This window comes from Oleiphilus sp. HI0123, from assembly GCF_001635315.1.
This window is the reverse complement of sequence record NZ_LWGE01001077.1, coordinates 1-5193: the sequence shown is the minus strand read 5'-3', so window position 1 is coordinate 5193 and position 5193 is coordinate 1. Positions and strand designations below refer to the sequence as shown.

The window sequence follows — 5193 nt, the reverse complement described above, 5'->3', positions numbered from 1 at the left end:
TTCAGTACAAACGCTTCAAAGTCCTTGTCGATGCCGAATACATGTCTTTGTAACCACTCTCGCAGAAATATTGAAATAGATTCACGAACCAGAGCGTCAAACTTACCCATACTGTTTACCATGTCATCCAGTTCATCACGAAATTGATTGTGCGCTTTAATATGGGCTTCGGTTTTGGGGTAGTTAAGTTGGAGCATGTAGGCTTCTTCGAGACAGAAGTGGTGGTCGGCGTAGCTGGACAGCCGGGTAAAGATTTCTTGGCCGGAATTAGGGGCCTTCAAGGCATCAATCAGCCTGAAAAGCTCTTGGTGCTGAGTGTCTTGCCAAATTAGCTCGCTGGTCTTTTCCATTACTGAACTCTACCCAAGTGAAGGTGCACGTTAGTATGAGTCTAGTTTAGAAATAGAAAAGTTGTCTGCAAATTGAACGGTGTAATATTAGGCGTTATTGTAAAAAATAAGGGTCTTACTCTGTATCGAGTTAAACATCCCGGCTAAATCTGTAGGCAGAGCCTTTCATGGCTCGCTGAGGTTTAGCGCGAGGCATCGACTAGCGAGGGGTGGAACCCTCTGCCTACATGAGGCCATTTTTTAGCTCTACAGCGCCTAACGTACTGCACTATCGTTTAAGGGGATGTATAACTTTATCCAAGCCCTCAATTTTAATCTCAAGCGTCAGTTCAAGCAGTGTACCTAGCTCGCCGCTCGGAAAGCCTTTTTTTCTGAACCAGAGTAAATATTCTTCAGGTAGATCGATTAAACGACGGCCACCGTACTTCCCGAAGGGCATTTGTGTATTGGCTATTTTTACCAGGTGCTGCTTTTCGATCATGTGTTGATAATAACTCGCATGGCTTGAACTTCTAGCCCTGTTTTTTCAATATATTCCTGACAAGCACTTTGTCTGTGACGCAGAGCGTCGATTTCTTCGTCGCGAATTAAAGGGTTCTTTTCCTGGAGGCTAATCAGGCGCTGAATTTCATTACCTAGCTCCCTGTTCATGTCTTCGCTAGCTTGGCTGATCAATGAAGGAACCGAAGCTTCGGCAGTTTTTTGAGCATGCTCAAGTAGTGTACCAATATCGTTACGGATCTCTTTCAATACGGCATGCGCCATCGATCGCTTAAGCCCTTTGCAGAGCTCATTAAGCTGCTCGTAGGGTAAAACTTCGCTAAGGTCGCGGCCGGTAATATTAACAACGATCCGCTGAGGCGATACCGGCAAAAATTTGTCAAGCTGCAGAGACTTTGGTGCCATGCTGTTCAGCGCGAATATGGCTTCCAAAAATAAAGTACCAGGTTCAACACCTTTTACCGACATGGTTGCCAAGGCTGCATTACCAAGCTCTCCTGTTAAGGTTTGCTCGATTAGATCGGTCACCATCGGGTGTTCCCATGAGACAAACTCGACATCTTCCCGGACAAGCGCTTTCAAACGGTGGAAGGTTAAGGTGTTGCCTTCATCGTTTAAGCCGGGAAAGTGCTGCTCCAGCATGTGCTCTCCAGGGCGAATGATCAGAGTCTGGTCTGACTGGTACTCTTGTTCAACACCGTAAAGGTTGAACTGCTTTTCCATGTAAGAGGACAGGTCCTGGCTTGCTTCCTCAGATTCGATCAAGGCAATGATTTTCTCGGCTTCTTCAGGATTGCAGGAGTTAAGCTCAAGTAGGGGGTCACGACCCGTTTGAAGAGCTGCCATAGCCGCATCGCGATGCTCACGGGCTTGTTTGATAAAAGACAAGGCCTGATCAGATTGAAAGTCACCTTCGCTTAAGTAACTTTCCAGTTCGACGGCAAACTGTTCATAAATTGCAAAGCCTGCCGCACAGCTGTGAGTGAAGGCATCCAGAGCCTGGTCATACCAGTTGAATAAACCCTCTTGGCGGCTGCCAGGAATGAAGGGCACATGAATATTGACGTCATGTGTTTGCCCGATTCGGTCTAAGCGGCCGATACGTTGTTCGAGTAGGTCAGGGTTCTCTGGTAAGTCGAATAACACTAAGTCGTGTGAAAACTGGAAGTTTCGGCCTTCGCTGCCAATTTCTGAACAGATTAAGGCTTGTGCACCTTCCTCTTTATCAGCAAAGTAGGCAGCGGCTCTATCACGTTCAATAATACTTAAACCTTCGTAGAAGGCTGCTGTTCGCAGGCCTTCTCGTAGTCGAAGATAGGACTCCAGCGCTAAAGCCGTTTCAGCACTGGCGCAGATGATCAGGACTTTCTCATCTCTGTTATCTTTCAGGAACTGGGTTAGCCAAGTGACTTTCGGATTCTGTTTAATGCCGGCTTCATCTTCAAATTGATCATCACCAACAGCTGCATCGAGTGGGTGAGGCTGTAGGATTCTATCCGGGAAGCCTTCAACACCTTGGCGAGTATTGCGGAACAGTATTCTACCGGTGCCATGCTGATCAAGTAGCCTTTGTATTGCTTCCGGAATATCGATATTTTGTGCATCATCACCGAGTAGGGAAAGGGCTTTAATTGGCAGTGACGAGCCGTCTTCAAGACCTTGAAGCTCTCCGACCAAATCAGAGATTTCCTGATAGTTTTGTTCTTGCTCAATAAATTTTTCTAAGGAGTGAAAACGGTCAGGGTCGAGCAAGCGCAAACGGGCGAAGTGGCTCTCGATACCGGCTTGCTCAGGCGTAGCCGTAAGCAATAGTACGCCGCGGCTTCTAGCTGCCAAGGCTTCAATGCACTGGTATTCGATGCTGCTTTCTGATTCGCTCCAATGTAAGTGATGCGCTTCATCGACAATCAGTAAATCCCAGTCGGCCGCTAAGGCTGCGGTTTTTATATCTTCATTAATCAGGAAGTCCTGATGGCAGAGAACTAGCTGCTCGGTCTCAAAGGGCTTTTCGATACCTTCTTCGGTCAAACTATCAAAACGCTCACGATCAAAGATAGAAAAGCTGAGATTGAAGCGGCGTAGCATTTCGATCAGCCATTGATGCACCAGTGTAGAAGGAACGACGATCAAAGCTCTTTTGGCTAAACCATTGTGCAACTGGGCGTGGAGAATCATGCCTGCTTCAATGGTTTTACCTAGTCCTACTTCATCGGCTAGCAATACTCTCGGGGCATGGCGCTTCGCGACAGTATCAGCGATATATACTTGATGAGGAAGTAAGCTTGTGCGTGAACCAAGCAGCCCATCCGTTGACGACTGCTGTAAGCGGTGCTTGTGCTGCAGCGTTTCATAGCGAAGTCGGAAGGCTCTATTTCGGTCATAGTGGCCGCTAACCAGGCGCTGAAGTGGTGAGGTAAATTGGATAAAACAGTTAAGTTCAACTTCACTCAGTTCTTCGTGTTGAGAGCTTTCTTTATTTTCAACAATGTAAGTAATAATGTCTGCGCTTTGGTCGAGGTCGAGAACCAGGTAATCGATATCTTCATGGCTGGTGATCGTGTCGCCAGCCTTATACACTACACGGCTGATAGGCGCGTTGACGCTGGCGTAGGTGCGAGTTTCCCCGGCTGCCGGAAATGTGATCGTCACTCGGCGGTTTTCAAACTCGCTGATGATTCCTAATCCTAATTTGGGTTCGGTCTGGCTGACCCAGCGTTGGCCTATGATATACGACATTTTGGCGTCTCTTTACAGTATTCAATAAGGGAACAAATATGGCGCGAATACTAACAAGAAAAGCCTGTTGATAACACAGATGAAGGTGAATGGAGGAATAATTTGAGTATCTATAGAACGCCAGAAAGGGAAGAGTATTACTTTCACGAGGGCTGCTATATCTTGGAGATGTTAAATACTGACGATGATCCCGCACTTTCGATTGCGCGAGCTAGAGTTGAACCGGGTAAAACAACGCGCTGGCATGCCTTAACAGAAGTCAGTGAGCGCTATGTGATTCAGCAGGGTTCAGGCAAGGTTTATGTTGGAGATCTGGAACAGCAGGTTAGCGCTGGGGATGTAGTACTGATCCCGCAAGGCATTAGGCAGAAGATATATAACGACGGGGAGGGTGACTTGGTGTTTTTAGCTGTGTGTACGCCACGCTTTATGCCTGCGTGTTATGAGGACTTAGACGTATAAGTTGTATCGGCTCAACCCCGACCTTACAGTTTGAAATACCGAGCGTGACATTACCAAATAACATGGCAAAGGCGTATTAGGTCCGCAAAGTTGCCATTCGGCTTTGATCATAAAGCTTGAATATTTAGGCCACAAGCCACCAAAGCAGTACCTTTGGGAAAGTGAAAGATGCAAACATTCGTTTTAGAAGTAACTATCCGATATTCTGTCACTCTTCAGCCTTATTTGTATCAGGTTAATACAGTCAATTTTAGCTTTGAGACATTAACGAAGAAGAGATGAAGTGAATGCCGTTGAAAACACTGAAATTTATCGCCAAGAGTACACAACCATAGTTATCGCTTTAGTTATATTAAGGCCAGATGAGTGTCTGATAGAGTTTATTAAAAGTGCTTTTGGGATATTAGAACACTTTTTTTAGTCACTAGAATCGAACCTTCAAGCGAAAATAATTGTGCGTGATCCAATAATATATTCTTCACGTACTTTATTGTTCTTCACTCTATAAGTTGAATTTAAATGAAAAAAATTACTGGCATGCTTTTGACAACTTGCTTATATACACTCTCCTTTCAAACAGCATTAGCCCAGGACACAAAAACAGCTATGGTGCCCTTACCTTCAATTGATGACTTTACGCGGGGCAATGATGGCTGGGCCTTCGGACTTGGCCTGGCTGTTGAATACGAATCAGCCTACGAAGGGTCTGATGAATTTGGCGCAGAAGTCGATCCTGCCGGTGCGGTGCAATGGCGTAAAGGTGATAATATTTTCTTCTGGGCCGGTGAGGCGCTCGGGTGGCGTGGTCTTCGTTCTGACACATGGCTATTCGAGGCTGTCGTGGGCTTCGATGAGGGGCGTGAAGAAAGTGACTCTGATGACGGTCGTTTGGATGGTCTCGGTGAAGGAGATGAGGGAACTGAACTAGTTTTGCAAGCACGCCATGCTTTCGATACCGACTGGCGTTATTGGCTGGATGCTCGAGTGGTGACCGGTGAAAACGGAAGTCTTGGTCTTTTTGGCGTGGGGCACCGCTTCGGTGGTCAGAACGACGGAACCGGCCATGAAATTGCCATCGCTTTGGTATTTCACGATAGTGATTATGTCAATAAAGATTTTGGTATAGATGCAGAGCAGTCAGTTG

The 5193-nt window shown here is 46.4% G+C and carries 5 protein-coding genes; 2 read left to right on the top strand and 3 right to left on the bottom strand.

From position 1 onward, the window contains the following. From A3761_RS10405 to rapA, 3 genes are all read right to left on the bottom strand, one after another. Nucleotides 1–350: hemerythrin family protein (locus A3761_RS10405; RefSeq protein WP_068750183.1), on the bottom strand; the 350-nt coding region annotated here is incomplete at its 3' end. A 268-nt stretch (nt 351–618) separates the two neighbouring features. Next, nucleotides 619–831 (bottom strand): DUF3820 family protein, encoded by a 213-nt coding sequence (locus tag A3761_RS10400; RefSeq protein ID WP_068509284.1) that lies wholly within the window; start codon nt 829–831, stop codon nt 619–621. Continuing rightward, nucleotides 828–3587, bottom strand: coding sequence for an RNA polymerase-associated protein RapA (gene rapA, locus A3761_RS10395; RefSeq protein WP_068509282.1), 2760 nt, complete (start codon nt 3585–3587; stop codon nt 828–830). The genes A3761_RS10400 and rapA overlap by 4 nt, the downstream gene beginning before the upstream one ends. A 102-nt stretch (nt 3588–3689) precedes the next feature. On the opposite strand from rapA, the gene A3761_RS10390 reads away from it, so the two are divergent. Together A3761_RS10390 and A3761_RS10385 are read left to right on the top strand one after the other, a co-directional pair. After that, on the top strand, nt 3690–4049 hold the full coding sequence (locus A3761_RS10390; RefSeq protein ID WP_197469628.1) for a cupin domain-containing protein: 360 nt from the start codon (nt 3690–3692) through the stop codon (nt 4047–4049). Nucleotides 4050–4568: 519 nt separating this feature from the next. Beyond that, nucleotides 4569–5193 (top strand): MipA/OmpV family protein (locus A3761_RS10385; RefSeq protein ID WP_068750180.1); only part of this gene is annotated, 625 nt, incomplete at its 3' end.